This window comes from Ammoniphilus sp. YIM 78166, assembly GCF_004522215.1.
In the GTDB taxonomy this organism is placed as follows: domain Bacteria; phylum Bacillota; class Bacilli; order Aneurinibacillales; family RAOX-1; genus YIM-78166.
Window position 1 is genome coordinate 371510 of sequence record NZ_SDLR01000003.1, and the last position, 12682, is coordinate 384191.

Here is a 12682-nt window from a genome sequence, read left to right on the forward strand (position 1 = left end):
TATGGCTACGAGTAAGTACAATATCCAGATCAAGCGATTGCAATTAGGTCACGATAGGGTTTATCTGATTTATGGCGGACAAGCCCATATTGGGGCTGTAGTTACAGCCTATTTTCATCATGGGGAAGTCCAAACCCAGTTGCAGGCCTTGCCCGGGCACCGGGAAGATCAATTGGCACTCGAGCTCGCTGAATATGCAGCATCTCAACTGAAGGTCACCGTTACTGTTGTGATGGGAATCCACTTTGACCGCGCGACTAAGGAGATGATTCAGGAAATTGTGGAAGAAGTGAGAGGGCTCATGCATGAAGAAATAGGGGCTAACCCTTGACGAAAAAGCCGATGTCACTCTATAGAAGAGGAGCATCGGCTTTTTTGAATGACTTAGGTTGCAGCTAATATACTGTCTGCTAGCTCGCGATACTTAAGCCAGCTGAGGAATCCCTAGTGCAATTATGAAGTAACGGTGCAGGGGAGACGACGCTGCAACCAAATAAATCTGCTATACTTTGAATAATGGAGTTGAGCCATGAATATCATTTATGCGGGTAAAAAGACGGACACAAAAAGGGGGCAAATCATCTATCAATTATTAAAAGAGGTTGTTCACAAGTTAAAGAAAAATACGCGAACTTATGGCATAATTCATGGAAATGGCGGGATCGGAGAAATACAGGGGTCGTACTTTAAGAGAAATAGGCGAGTGAAACAGGAGGGAGTGCATGTGAAACTTTTTTATAAGGGACGTATATTCCTTTTTGTTTTCTTGGCAGTAAATGCTTGCTCAATAAATTATGAGAAGGATATTCAATTTATAAGAAAAAATTTGGAACGTTACCAAGCAGAAACGATTCCCTATAGGGATAAAATAACGTTTACCCTTTCTACTGAACAAATGTTAGCTGGAATAGTTGAACCTATAAAGATCACTTCCATTCATGATACGGATGTTTTTGTCGTGGAATCCTTTGAAAGAGAAAATACCATAAACAAGAAACGAGAGATCTATCTTATGATCGGATTGGATAGCCAGGTTAAACCGAATAGCGGAACCATGCTTAGTCATTTCCGACTAAATGGTAACGATACTTACACCACAGGTGAGGTTATACTTCGAGCGTTTAACGACAATGGAGCCTTGGCTAATTTCGGAAGCGGAAGCGGCGACTATGAAGGGAAATATGGACAATTCTTTTCATATGTTTTAGCTAGAGAAGATGTGATAAACAGTAAAGAGGTGACCTTTGAAATAAGTGGCTTATATCTATTAAATTACAATAGGATATGATATTTAACTTCACAGCATTCTCTTTAGGTAATCGCAGTTGACGTTCACATATCATGGTTTATTATGGAAGAGTAGTAGATTGCACAAAATGGAGGTCAAGAGAATGAAGATGCACTATCGAACCTGGGGTGATCCGCAAAAGCCGCCCGTAATCCTGCTGCACGCACTTGCCTGTCACAGTGGTTGGTGGAGTTGGGTCTCCCCCTATTTGGAAGAGGAGTACTATTTGATTGCTCCTGATTTCAGAGGACATGGTAAGAGTCCCTGGGCGGATAGCTACCGTTTCGATGATTACGCTGCAGATATAGAGAAACTTGCGAGGGAGTTGAACCGCCCTTACGCCATCGTGGGACACTCGATGGGTGGATACGTTGGACTCAAAGTGGCCAGTCGCAGGATTTGTTCCCCTTCTGTATTAGTAGTAGCGGATATGAAAATAGACTCACCGGAAGAGGAGTTGGCTGGCCTGCGCAAAGCAGCGCAGAAAAGTGGACGTATTTACGACACTCTGCAAGACGCAGTAGCCCAGTATAGGTTTCTTCCACCCCAGCATACTGCCCCGAAGGAGCGCGTGGAGCAAGTGGCCCAAGAGTGCTATCATGAACTGGAGGATGGGAGTTGGGGAGAACGGTTTGATCGACGGGCTCTGGCTATCGAGAAAGTCGAAGCAGCGGCTCTGGCCCAACAGGTTAACTGTCCTACCTGGTTCGTTAGAGCCAAGGATAGCCAAGTGATGCCGGCAGATGGCGCCCAAGAGCTGGCTCGAATCACCGGGGGATGCCTGCACGAGATGGAAGGGGCTTTTCACCATTTGCCTTTGGAACAACCTGAAGCGTTTTCAACTTTGATCCGAAACTTCATGGTCCAGAGCAGGCTTTAAGTATAGGACGAAAAAACAAAGACCCTTGTTGTTCACCTTCGAACAAACAAGGGTCTTATCCTCTATGGGCAACCATCCTTAGATCCCTTCTCTCTTATTCCTCTGCAGTTCTGCCGAAGCAACGAGTACACTCCATATGGATGGTGTTCGCGCGCTCCATGAATGATTCTCCGCACTCAATGCATTCCTTCTCGATCATGTTAAAGTTCATCGGTCATACCTCCTATTAAGTGGTTAAGTATTCTTCATGCATTTATTGTATTATAACAGATTTAAAATGTCAACACTTTGTTATATAACTGATTTCGTCAATTAAGCTATTTTATCCGATAAATGAGGTAGCTTGGTGAAGAATTACTGAGATATTTGATGCATGAGTGAACTAATTCAAGAAAACCTTTTATGGATAAAAGATTTATCCTATTATCGAGTTAGCAATTTAACGTTATAAAGTGTAAAATCGAAAAGGTTGATTACACAGATATAAGGGGAGACTTACATGAAAAAGCTCGCTTCACTATTTCTATCATTGGGGATGATCCTGTCTGTCGCTGCAGGGTGTTCCAATTCTGACTCTAGCACTCAAGCCGGTTCTAGCGAAAGCAAAGCGTTAGTCATTGGAATTGATGATAAATTTGCCCCGATGGGATTTAGAGATGAGAAAAATGAGATTGTCGGCTTTGATATTGATTACGCGAGAGCCGCTGGCGAAAAAATGGGGGTTGAAGTAACCTTTCAACCGATCGATTGGAAAGCAAAGGAATCGGAGCTAAACAGCGGGCGCATCGACTTGATTTGGAATGGCTATACCATCACGGATGAACGAAAAGAAAAAGTTCTCTTCACCAAGCCTTATTTAGCCAATGCTCAGGTGATTGTTACTAAAGCGGATTCTGATATCGCTAAGATTTCGGACCTTGCAGGAAAGGTTGTAGGCCTTCAGGCTTTATCTTCCGCAGCAGATGCCTTAAATGCAAACGAAGTAAAGTCTCAAGTGAAAAGCATTACGGAATTCCCAGATAACGTATTGGCTTTAAGCGATTTGAAAATTGGTCGTTTAGATGCGGTCATTATTGATGAGATCGTAGCTAGATATTATATGACAAAAGAAGAAGGCACCTTTAAAATTGTAGAAGAAAGCCTTGCACCAGAAGAGTACGGAGTAGGCGTGAAGAAAGGGAATGAAGCATTGTTAGCCGAGCTGCAAGCCGCCCTTGATCAATTAAACCAAGATGGAACGGCCGCAACCATCTCCGAGAAGTGGTTTGGTGAAGATAAGGTATTAAAATAATATATTTTAAAACAGAAACGGATCGATCGTTATGATGATCCGTTTTGTTTGGGAGAAAAAGAATAATGAACCTAGATTACTTGATTAATATTACGATTCCGATGCTAAAAGGGGCTCAAATGACGGTGTTGTTATTTTTCATCGCCATTATCTTATCCATCCCTTTAGGCTTTGTGTTTACTTTGATGTCCCGAAGCACGATCAAACCCATCGCATGGTTTGCCAACTTTTATATTTATATCGTGCGCGGGACACCACTATTACTCCAGCTTTTGTTTGTCTGCTTTGGTTTGCCGATCCTTCCTGTGGTGGGTGAATATTTGGTTTTAGACCGCTTTGTAGCGGCATGCTTGGCCTTTGTTCTTAATTATGCGGCTTATTTTGCCGAGATCTTCAGGGGCGGTCTCTTAGCGATTGATAAGGGCCAGTACGAAGCCGCACAGGTTTTGGGACTCTCACGCTGGCAAACAACAAGAAAAATTATTGTACCCCAGATGTTTCGCGTGGCGCTTCCTTCGGTATCGAATGAATCGATTACGCTCGTAAAAGATACGGCTTTACTCTATGCCGTGGCCGTTCCGGAACTGCTGCACTTTGCACAAACTGCGGTTAATCGTGATTTCACCATCACTCCTTTTTTCATAGCTGGAGTCATTTATTTACTGATGACGCTCGTGTTGACCTGGTTCTTTAAACAGCTTGAAAAAAAGTTCAAATTTGAATAGGGGAGATTGGCCATGATTCAAGTTTCCAATTTAAAAAAGTCCTTTGGAAATATAGATGTGTTGAAAAGTGTGACCTTCGAGGTGAACAAAAGTCAAGTGGTAGCCGTTATTGGTCCGTCTGGCTCAGGCAAGAGTACAATGCTTCGAAGTCTTGTCCAGCTTGAAGAGATTGACGGAGGGAGCATTTGTGTGGAGGGTCAATACCTTGTCCAAGATGGAACCTATGCAACCCCACAGGAGATCAAGAACATCACCTCCAAAATGGGAATGGTCTTCCAGCATTTCAATCTCTTTCCCCATCTTACGGTTAAAGAAAACTTGGAACTGGCTCCGAGTTTGGTAAAAAGAGAATCCGCCGAGCATATTGCAAGAAAAAGCAAGGACCTTCTAGCCAAGGTAGGGCTGTCAGATAAAGCCGATGCCTACCCAGCACGATTATCAGGCGGACAAAAACAACGTGTAGCGATCGCAAGGGCGTTAATGATGAACCCCGATATTATGTTGTTTGATGAACCCACCTCCGCACTCGATCCGGAACTTACCGGTGAAGTGCTGCAGGTTATCAAACAGCTGGCGGAAGAACACATGACCATGATCGTGGTCACGCATGAAATGGGCTTTGCCAAGGAAGTAGCCGATCTGATTTTGTTTATGGATCAAGGGGAAATCATGGAGTCCGGGACACCGGAGCAACTGTTCCATCACCCAAAATCAGAGCGGACGAAAGCTTTTTTGAATCATGTTTTGAAGTAAACAAACTCTGACGTAAAACCTTAGTCTTTATTTAACAGGACTAAGGTTTTTTGATTCATGTATAGAAAGAAGTTCGATTACATGAGTCTATTAACCTTTGTAATAATAACCAAAATGCTGACGAACAGGTCCACTCAAACATTTTTTCCGAAATGAGAGGAAAATGGAGAAGTAGTTGCTATGTTCAGCGTAATTGGAGTTCTTATGGTATCGGGTATCCTTTTCGCATGGGAGATCAAGCCTCTCTTGAAGAAAAGTAGGAGAAAAGAATTATGGCTGTTTTCCTTCATGATGGCTATTGCAACGGGGTTAATGATAGCGGAAGTTATGGGAATGAACATTCTTAATCCGAATGAAGGCCTTAAAGTGATTTTTTCTCCTATTGGCAAATTGGCTTAAAGTATCCGCGTAATCCTTTTGGTCTGCAAATTCCTTGATATACCTAACGTAGAATGGCTGGCCCATGTAGAGACCATCAAGCCAAACTTGGTTCGGATAATTCTCCTTATGTCAAAAATTCCCTGACTCCGTTCGGGGATACGTCGTTGTCAGCTGAGTATAAAGCTGGTCTAACACGTTTTTATATTTAGGATCCTTTTCCTTGGCATAAAGGGCAAATAGGATGGAAGCCATTCGAATCTGATCGATGCTGAAATAGTCAAGATCGATTTCCGGAATGGTTCCTCCTTCATCGTAAAGGCGATCAATAAATTGCTTGACGAATTGATGATCCTCTTCGTTACCTGTTTGTTCATAGCTATCTAAGTAGCCCTTCAAAATACAGCTCTCAATATAGTGCCAACGAAGGGAGTACCATTGGTTTTCGCCATCCAAATACTGCTTTTTTAGACGTTCTACCATGGGAGTAAGCATGAATTTACCTCCTACAAATGTAAATAACAACGTTTTCACATTTTTCATCTTACCATATTCATGCATTTTTTCAATTGTTTAATTAGTTAATATTTTTCACTTAAGTAGACTTGTAAAGCATTGCTGCAGCTTCTGTTTTGGTATATATTAAATTTACAACCTTGTAATGTAATCGGCAGGAAAATGAAAACGTTATTAATGAGGCGAAGGGAGAGAGGAAAGATATGAAAAAATACGCCATTTGCGGAGTCAGCAAACGAGATGCAGGCGCTTATTCTATTGTCGTAGGAGAAGCTGTGTGGCGATCCTGCCAAGAAAATAAGTCGATTAAGATTCACAGCTTGTTACAATCTGATCTGCTGCAGACGCAACGGTAATTAAGCGATGCCATACGCTCAGATCAATAAATTCTTAGAATCCAAGATGGCCTTGTTGGTGCCAGGTAGTTTAGTCATCGGGATCGTCCTATCCGACTTTGCCATGAATTACGCCTATATAGTCCCGTGGATATTTGCTTTGATCACCTTTGCTGGCAGCCTGAACTTAAATTTGAAAGACTTCTGGAAAGCCATGGCAAGACCCATTCCCGTTCTGGTCTGTATTGTATTTTTGCATCTTCTTATGCCCACTATTGCCTATGGATTAGGAAGTTGGATTTTCCAAGGGGATTCCTATACCATTACGGGCTATATTCTCGCTTTTCTTATCCCAACCGGTATTGCTAGCTTCATCTGGGTTTCCATGTATCAGGGGAATATCGGGCTGACTTTATCCATCATCCTGATCGACACCTTGCTCGCCCCGATCCTCATTCCCATGATGCTCAAACTGATGGTCGGAGCCGAAGTAGAGATGAATGTATGGGATATCATGAGAGGACTTTTTTGGATGATTGTTGTTCCTTCTATTGTCGGAATGATTCTCAAGGAGTGGAGAGGGAATGAGATCAAAGAGAGGTTCGGCACTCGCTTGTCCATTCTCTCTAAGGTGGGTCTTGCAGTCGTGGTGTTCATTAACGGATCTGTGGTTGGTCCTTATTTAAAGAATATGAACCTGAAGGTTATCATGATCATTGGCCTGTGCTTTTTAACGGCTTGCCTCGGTTTCGCATTAGCATGGCTTATTGCCCGTTTCCTAAATTGGGATAAGGAGACGACCATTGCAGTCACTTACAATTGTGGCATGAGAAATAACAGCGCTGGCGCTGTATTAGCCATTGCTTATTTTCCACCTGCCGTTTCTCTTCCTGTAGTAACCGTGATCTTATTCCAACAAATTCTTGCAGCCCTGTTTGGCAAATGGCTTGAACTCTACTATAAGAAAAATGAAGTGCCTATTCGTACTGTTGATAGACAGGTATCCGGAGGGTAGAGCGGAGCAAAGGGGCATCCAACGAGGATGTTCCTTTTTCTATTGTTTTATGGCATCAATGCGCTTAACGTATTTGGTAGCATAGTCATTATTGTTTATCATGAAAATGTTTAGAACATTTTGTATTGACAACGCTTACCAACTAAAATATTATAGGTTTATAGTTAAAAATTTGAAAACGTGGTTTTATAATGTAAAACCTCCAACAAGGGTGATGTAGAGTCAGAATGGGGAATTTTATCAATATGACTAAACTCCATTTTATATTGTAAAACAAGCTGTTCAATCACAAACGAATAGATAGTTAAGCTATGATAGATTTAACTTTCTAGATAAATAAAAAAATGGGAGGGTTATGATGAACAGAAAAAAAGGGATTGCGTTGTTTTCAAGTATGATTCTAGCAACATCACTTCTACTAGGTGGTTGTGGGAGCAGCAGTCAACAGCCGGCCACGGGAGGCGCGCCTGAAGGAGCCAAGCCTGCAGCAGAAGCGAAAACCTATACGATAAAAGTTGCCAACTATTTTGCGACCGAGCATCCACAGAATGTGGCCTTGCGCGAGAAGTTCAAGCCCTTAGTGGAAGAAAGGTCGGGCGGTACACTTAAGGTAGAAATTTTTGATAACAGCAAGCTTGGCGCGGAAAAGGAATTCTATGACGGAGTCCGCAACGGAACCATTGAGATGGGGATCCCAGGATTGATCATGCAGGCCGACATTGAAAAAATGGCAGTGCCTGAGTGGCCATTCCTGTTTAAGGATTATGAGCATGTGCAGAAGGTGTTGAATGGACCGATTGGACAAGAGCTGACGGAGGATTTAGAAAGCAAGCATGGGGTGAAGCCCTTAGCTTGGAGTGCAAACGGCTTTAGGATGTTCTCGAGCAACAGGACGATTGGTAACGCAGATGAGTTTAAGGGTCTTCGTTTGAGAATGCCGAATATCCCTAACTACATTAAATTGGGAGAATTGTTAGGTGCCAATGTGACGCCGATGCCTATTTCTGAAGTGTTTACAGCTCTCGAACAGAAAGTAGTAGATGGGCAGGACAATCCGATTGCCACGCTGAAGGCATCTGGTTGGCATGAGGTACAGTCCGATGTGCTGGAATCAAAGCATATGTTCAGTCCGAACGTTTACATCATCAATACCAAATTTTTTAACAATTTGACCCCTGAACAGCAGAAGGTGATCGAAGAAGCGGCAAAGGAGTCCGCAGCTCACGAATTCGAGTTAATGAAGCAAAGCTATGAAGCGGACAAGAAGTTCCTAGAAGAACAAGGAATTAAGTTCACGACTCCTGACGCTTCCTTCGTTGCAGCGATGGAAGCGAAAGCACAACCATTATATGAAGAAATCTATGCGAAGTACCCATGGGCAAAAGAAATGGTAGAAAAGATTAAAGCAGAAGCAAAGTAACCATATCTCGGGGACAGCTTAGTCCCCGAAAGTCTAATCTTAAGGCAAGGAGGGAATCGATTGAAAGCTGTCTCTAAACTACTCATCAACGTGTTAAATGTGGCGATGGCCTTCTCGCTCGCCTCTATGGCGATTTTGGTATTCGGCAATGTGGTATTACGCTATGCCTTTAACTCCGGAATCACATGGTCGGAAGAAATGTCGAGGTATTTGTTCGTATATATGGTTTTTCTAGGGTCCATCGGAGCTCTGAAGGATAATCAGCACTTAGGCGTCGACATCATCGTCAAAAAACTTCCTCATACATTAAAAAGAGTCGTGTATATCATTAGCAGTCTGTTTATCCTCTATGTTTTATATCTGGTCCTTGATGGAAGCTGGAAAATGACTCTTCTTAATATGAACAGCTCAGCGCCGGCGACAGGCCTTCCTCTGTCCTTCATCTATGGAATTGGAGTCTTTATGAGTGTGTGCATGGCCCTAATTATCATCGTCAACATCATCCATGTGATCAGGGATCCGCATGCTATTGAACTGCTTTCACAAAGCAAGGATTCGGAAGAGATTGCGCCTGCCACACATCCCCATCATCTAAATAATATACCGCCAGTGGGAGGAGGGAAATAAGTGACACTTGTTATCTTTGTCGGATCATTAATTGGCGCCATGGCTATAGGGATCCCCATCGCCTTTTCCCTTTTATTAAGCGGCGTAGCTTTAATGGCCTATATGAATATTTTTGATAGTCAAATCGTGGCCCAGAATCTGATCAACGGAGCGGACAACTTTCCGCTAATGGCCATCCCGTTCTTCATCCTTGCCGGGGAGCTAATGAATGCGGGAGGAATCTCGAAGCGGATTATTGATCTATCCTTATCTCTGGTCGGACACATCCGCGGTGGCTTAGGGTATGTGGCAATCATGGCAGCCATTCTATTTGCCGGTTTGTCCGGGTCGGCTGTTGCCGATACCGCAGCGCTTGGCGCCATTCTCATTCCTATGATGGTAAAGGCGGGCTATAACCGCAACCGATCTACCGGCTTGATCGCTGCTGGAGGGATTATTGCACCTGTTATCCCTCCAAGCATTCCGTTGATCATCTTTGGTGTAACCAGCGGGGTATCCATTACGAAGCTTTTTATGGCTGGGATCTTTCCCGGGTTCTTGATGGGTGCCGGATTGGCTCTTGCCTGGTGGTTTGTCGCACGCCGCGATAACGTGGAAGTATTCCCAAAGAAATCACTAAAAGAGAGACTAGTCGCTGTTAAGAATGCAGTTTGGGCACTGCTCCTTCCGGTTATCATCGTGGGCGGTCTGCGCGGAGGCGTGTTCACCCCGACGGAAGCGGCGGTTGTTGCAGCTTTCTATGCTTTCCTTGTTGGGGTTGTCATCTATCGCGAGCTAAAGCTCAAAGACTTGTTCCATATCCTTGTCGCATCCGCGAAAACGACCAGTGTGGTGATGTTTCTTGCCGCGGCAGCGATGGTGTCGGCTTGGTTGATTACGGTAGCGAACATTCCTAGCGTTTTGACCGAAGTGCTGGCGCCGCTAATGGATAGTCAGCTCTTGCTTCTACTAATGATCATGCTGGTCATCCTTATCATTGGAATGGCGATGGACTTAACGCCTACCATTCTAATTCTTACCCCTGTATTGATGCCGATTGTCGTCAAGGCAGGAATTGACCCGGTCTACTTCGGAATTCTTTTTGTATTAAATTGCTGTATTGGATTACTAACTCCACCAGTCGGAACCGTATTGAATGTAGCCTGTGGCGTCGGGAAGATCGGCATGGAAGATATTTTGAAGGGCATCTGGCCATTTCTTCTAGTTCATGTGATGGTCCTCGTTCTCTTGATTCTGTTCCCGCAGCTCGTTCTCGTTCCGCTCAAGTGGTTGACGTAAGTATAGGAGGTATTAAGTGATGAGTAAGTTTAAGGTTGTAGTCAGCGATTGGGAGTATGCTGACTTAAGGTTTGAAGAGCAGGTTCTCGATCATCCGGATATCGAGCTGGTTCCGGCACAGTGCCGAACGGAAGAAGAGATGATAGAAGCCTGCAGGGATGCGGATGCCATCATTAATCAATATGCTCCCATCAGCAGTAGAGTCATTGAAGCGCTTGAAAAATGCAAGGTCATCACCCGATACGGGGTAGGGGTCAATACGGTTGACCTAGAAGCAGCGACGGCAAAGGGGATCTGTGTGGCCAACGTGCCGGATTATTGTAAAGATGAAGTGGCTGATCATGCCTTAGCGTTGCTGCTAGGCTGGACCCGCAAGGTCGTGATTGCCAACCATCACGTCAAGAACAATCGTTGGGATTATAAGGTCACTCAACCCATTCATCGGATGAGGGGGAAGGTCTTGGGGTTAATAGGATTCGGCATGATTCCGCAATCCCTCGCCGATAAGGTCAAGCCCTTGGGGATTCGCGTGATCGCCCATGACCCTTATTTTCCAACAGAGACAGCGCAAGCCAAAGGGGTCACCCTGGTTTCGCTCGATGAGCTTTGCCAGCAATCCGATTTCATTTCGGTGCACGCTCCGCTTCTTCCTTCCACGAAGGGCATGATCGGATGTAACGAATTCCGTCAGATGAAGAAGGAAGCCATCATCATCAATACCTCCCGGGGGCCTGTGATTGATGAGCAGGCGCTGATTAAAGCCTTATTGGAAAAGCAGATCGCCGGAGCCGCCTTGGATGTGGTAGAAGTAGAACCCATTCCAGCCGATAGCCCATTGCTTTCTATGGATAATGTGATTTTGACTCCGCATGTGGCATGGTATTCGGAAGAAGCAGCAGAAGAGATGCGCTCTAAGGCGGCTATGGGTGTGATGGACGTTCTCATATATGGTGAATATCCAAAGTATTTGGTTAACAAGCAGGTGAAAGATCAAGCTGAACTCAAGCCGTGTCAGCCTGATGAGCGATATGCTCCGCTTGTTAAATAAAAGGAAAAACAATTTTAAGGGGGAAATGAATTTATGAAGAAGTGGGTTAATCGATTATCAGCAGGTGTTTTGGTCTCCTCTATGCTGGCTCTAAGCGCATGCGGAGGGGGAGGAAATCAAACCGCTCCTTCGTCATCGACGCCTGAGGCTTCTAAGGAGCAAGCGGCCGATAGCAAGATTAAAGAACGGACGATTAAAGCAGGTATTGGTTTGAATGAAGACCATCCGCAAGGCCAAGGCTTGAAAAAGTTCGCTGAGCTGGTTGCAGAGAAGAGCGGTGGAAAAATCAAGGTGCAAAACTTCTATGCCGCCCAGCTAGGCGATGACAAGAAGATGACGGAAGCTTTGCAGGGTGGACTGCAGGAAATTACCATTCCGTCCACTTCCCCTATGACAGGAATCGTCAAGGAATATTCCATTCTCGACTTCCCGTTCCTCTTTAACAACGGGGAAGAAGCAGACGCGGTGTTAGATGGACCTGTGGGCCAACAGTTGCTAGATAAGCTTCCAGATCACGGTTTGATCGGTTTAACTTATTGGGAAAATGGATTCCGCAACCTAACCAACAGTAAGCGTCCAGTGGAGAAAGCAGAAGACTTCCAAGGACTAAAGATCCGCACCATGCAAAACGCGGTACACCTTGAAGCCTTTGCTAAGCTCGGGGCAAACCCTACCCCAATGGCTTTTTCTGAAGTCTTTACGGCATTAGAGAGCAAGACGGTGGATGGGCAAGAAAACCCGCTTGCTACGATTGAATCCAATAAATTTTACGAGGTCCAGCCGTACTTGAGCATGACGCAGCACGTGTACACCCCTTTTGCTTTCCTTGTGAGCAAGAAGTTCTGGGATCAGCTGTCTGATGAAGAAAAAGCGATCTTGAAGGATTCCGCTATTGAAGCAGGAAAGTACCAACGCGAGCTAAACCGCCAAGTAAACGGAGAAGCCCTCGAGCGTTTGAAGGCAGCAGGCATGAAGGTCAATGAAGTATCTGCAGAGGAAAAGGCAAAAATGAATGAAATCATTAAGCCTGTGATTGATAAGTTTGCCGCTGAAATCGGGGAAGATCTCGTGAAGCAGCTTTACGCTGAAATTGAAAAAGCAAGGAAGTAGTGAGTTTTCAGGGTGGTG

At 44.4% G+C, this 12682-nt stretch carries 15 protein-coding genes and 1 pseudogene; 14 read left to right on the forward strand and 2 right to left on the reverse strand.

What is annotated here, in order from left to right:
- Position 1 precedes the first annotated feature (1 nt).
- From lpdD to EIZ58_RS13335, 3 genes are all read left to right on the forward strand, one after another.
- Complete coding sequence (lpdD, locus tag EIZ58_RS13325) at positions 2–331, forward strand: prenylated flavin chaperone LpdD (RefSeq protein WP_134701287.1); 330 nt, start codon at positions 2–4, stop codon at positions 329–331.
- Between the two features lie 198 nt (positions 332–529).
- A complete protein-coding gene (locus EIZ58_RS13330) occupies positions 530–1288 on the forward strand; it encodes a hypothetical protein (RefSeq protein ID WP_134701288.1) in 759 nt (252 codons plus the stop codon).
- Between the two features lie 103 nt (positions 1289–1391).
- Positions 1392–2168 carry an alpha/beta fold hydrolase gene (locus tag EIZ58_RS13335; RefSeq protein WP_167577679.1) on the forward strand — a complete coding sequence of 259 codons (777 nt, stop codon included), beginning with the start codon at positions 1392–1394 and terminating at the stop codon, positions 2166–2168.
- A gap of 94 nt (positions 2169–2262) precedes the next feature.
- Here EIZ58_RS13335 and EIZ58_RS13340 read toward each other — a convergent pair whose 3' ends face one another.
- Entirely contained in the window at positions 2263–2379 is a 117-nt protein-coding gene (locus EIZ58_RS13340) for a YhfH family protein (protein WP_134701290.1), read from the reverse strand.
- 288 nt (positions 2380–2667) lie between these two features.
- Between EIZ58_RS13340 and EIZ58_RS13345 the strand changes: the two genes are divergently transcribed.
- The 4 genes from EIZ58_RS13345 (at position 2668) to EIZ58_RS33335 (ending at position 5336) form a co-directional block, all read left to right on the forward strand.
- Positions 2668–3459, forward strand: coding sequence for an amino acid ABC transporter substrate-binding protein (locus EIZ58_RS13345; protein ID WP_134701291.1), 792 nt, complete (start codon positions 2668–2670; stop codon positions 3457–3459).
- A 65-nt stretch (positions 3460–3524) separates the two neighbouring features.
- The gene (locus EIZ58_RS13350; RefSeq protein WP_134701292.1) at positions 3525–4184 is read left to right on the forward strand and encodes an amino acid ABC transporter permease; all 660 of its coding nucleotides are present in this window, start codon (positions 3525–3527) and stop codon (positions 4182–4184) included.
- 6 nt (positions 4185–4190) lie between these two features.
- Entirely contained in the window at positions 4191–4937 is a 747-nt protein-coding gene (locus EIZ58_RS13355) for an amino acid ABC transporter ATP-binding protein (RefSeq protein WP_134701293.1), read from the forward strand.
- 180 nt (positions 4938–5117) lie between these two features.
- Positions 5118–5336, forward strand: coding sequence for a hypothetical protein (locus tag EIZ58_RS33335; RefSeq protein ID WP_167577625.1), 219 nt, complete (start codon positions 5118–5120; stop codon positions 5334–5336).
- Here EIZ58_RS33335 and EIZ58_RS13360 read toward each other — a convergent pair.
- Positions 5247–5876 (reverse strand): annotated as a pseudogene (locus tag EIZ58_RS13360) (glycoside hydrolase family 88 protein). The gene EIZ58_RS33335 and the pseudogene EIZ58_RS13360 sit on opposite strands and share 90 nt — an antisense overlap.
- A gap of 158 nt (positions 5877–6034) precedes the next feature.
- Here EIZ58_RS13360 and EIZ58_RS33340 point away from each other — a divergent pair.
- The 7 genes from EIZ58_RS33340 (at position 6035) to EIZ58_RS13390 (ending at position 12664) form a co-directional block, all read left to right on the forward strand.
- A complete protein-coding gene (locus EIZ58_RS33340) occupies positions 6035–6187 on the forward strand; it encodes a hypothetical protein (RefSeq protein WP_167577626.1) in 153 nt (50 codons plus the stop codon).
- Between the two features lie 7 nt (positions 6188–6194).
- On the forward strand, positions 6195–7181 hold the full coding sequence (locus EIZ58_RS13365; protein WP_134701294.1) for a bile acid:sodium symporter family protein: 987 nt from the start codon (positions 6195–6197) through the stop codon (positions 7179–7181).
- A 358-nt stretch (positions 7182–7539) separates the two neighbouring features.
- Positions 7540–8601 carry a TRAP transporter substrate-binding protein gene (locus EIZ58_RS13370; RefSeq protein WP_134701295.1) on the forward strand — a complete coding sequence of 354 codons (1062 nt, stop codon included), beginning with the start codon at positions 7540–7542 and terminating at the stop codon, positions 8599–8601.
- Positions 8602–8661: 60 nt separating this feature from the next.
- Positions 8662–9228 (forward strand): TRAP transporter small permease, encoded by a 567-nt coding sequence (locus EIZ58_RS13375; RefSeq protein WP_370297687.1) that lies wholly within the window; start codon positions 8662–8664, stop codon positions 9226–9228.
- Positions 9229–10506 carry a TRAP transporter large permease subunit gene (locus EIZ58_RS13380; RefSeq protein ID WP_134701296.1) on the forward strand — a complete coding sequence of 426 codons (1278 nt, stop codon included), beginning with the start codon at positions 9229–9231 and terminating at the stop codon, positions 10504–10506.
- A 19-nt stretch (positions 10507–10525) separates the two neighbouring features.
- Complete coding sequence (locus tag EIZ58_RS13385; protein ID WP_134701297.1) at positions 10526–11554, forward strand: C-terminal binding protein; 1029 nt, start codon at positions 10526–10528, stop codon at positions 11552–11554.
- A gap of 33 nt (positions 11555–11587) precedes the next feature.
- Entirely contained in the window at positions 11588–12664 is a 1077-nt protein-coding gene (locus EIZ58_RS13390) for a TRAP transporter substrate-binding protein (protein ID WP_134701298.1), read from the forward strand.
- The last annotated feature ends 18 nt before the right edge of the window (positions 12665–12682 follow it).

Excerpts from the sequence above, each read along its gene's own strand:
- lpdD (WP_134701287.1), top strand. The coding sequence starts at position 2 with ATGGCTACGAGTAAGTACAATATCCAGATCAAGCGATTGCAATTAGGT.
- EIZ58_RS13330 (WP_134701288.1), top strand. The coding sequence starts at position 530 with ATGAATATCATTTATGCGGGTAAAAAGACGGACACAAAAAGGGGGCAA.
- EIZ58_RS13335 (WP_167577679.1), top strand. The coding sequence starts at position 1,392 with ATGAAGATGCACTATCGAACCTGGGGTGATCCGCAAAAGCCGCCCGTA.
- EIZ58_RS13340 (WP_134701290.1), bottom strand. The coding sequence starts at position 2,379 with ATGAACTTTAACATGATCGAGAAGGAATGCATTGAGTGCGGAGAATCA.
- EIZ58_RS13345 (WP_134701291.1), top strand. The coding sequence starts at position 2,668 with ATGAAAAAGCTCGCTTCACTATTTCTATCATTGGGGATGATCCTGTCT.
- EIZ58_RS13350 (WP_134701292.1), top strand. The coding sequence starts at position 3,525 with ATGAACCTAGATTACTTGATTAATATTACGATTCCGATGCTAAAAGGG.
- EIZ58_RS33335 (WP_167577625.1), top strand. The coding sequence starts at position 5,118 with ATGTTCAGCGTAATTGGAGTTCTTATGGTATCGGGTATCCTTTTCGCA.
- EIZ58_RS33340 (WP_167577626.1), top strand. The coding sequence starts at position 6,035 with ATGAAAAAATACGCCATTTGCGGAGTCAGCAAACGAGATGCAGGCGCT.
- EIZ58_RS13365 (WP_134701294.1), top strand. The coding sequence starts at position 6,195 with ATGCCATACGCTCAGATCAATAAATTCTTAGAATCCAAGATGGCCTTG.
- EIZ58_RS13370 (WP_134701295.1), top strand. The coding sequence starts at position 7,540 with ATGAACAGAAAAAAAGGGATTGCGTTGTTTTCAAGTATGATTCTAGCA.
- EIZ58_RS13385 (WP_134701297.1), top strand. The coding sequence starts at position 10,526 with ATGAGTAAGTTTAAGGTTGTAGTCAGCGATTGGGAGTATGCTGACTTA.
- EIZ58_RS13390 (WP_134701298.1), top strand. The coding sequence starts at position 11,588 with ATGAAGAAGTGGGTTAATCGATTATCAGCAGGTGTTTTGGTCTCCTCT.